The following is a 239-nucleotide window of genomic DNA, read 5'->3' as shown; positions in this document are numbered from 1 at the left end:
ATCCTGAAGCTCGGGATGGAGTATGTGCATCTTTGCTTGCCGATGGAGTTCGAGGCCGAGCGACGGTGCCGGACCCGCATCGGCTTCTCGGACCCCCGCAGCCAGGACGGAGAGCTTCTGGACCCCGTGCGCTTTCCGCGCGAGACGGTCGAGAAGCTGAAACGCGACATGGGCTCCTACGCCTATGCGGGGCAGTATCAACAGCGGCCGGCTCCGAGAGAGGGCGGCCTGTTCAAGCC

1 pseudogene is annotated in these 239 nt (G+C 64.9%); it reads left to right on the top strand.

Features of this window, described 5'->3' with window-relative positions:
• Positions 1-239 (top strand): annotated as a pseudogene (locus tag V5P19_RS24420) (hypothetical protein); the annotation flags it as partial.

This window comes from Enterobacter sp. UNJFSC 003, from assembly GCF_036903355.1.
GTDB lineage: Bacteria > Pseudomonadota > Gammaproteobacteria > Enterobacterales > Enterobacteriaceae > Enterobacter.
The sequence above is the reverse complement of the archived record's forward strand: the minus strand, read 5'-3'. Positions and strand labels throughout refer to the sequence as shown.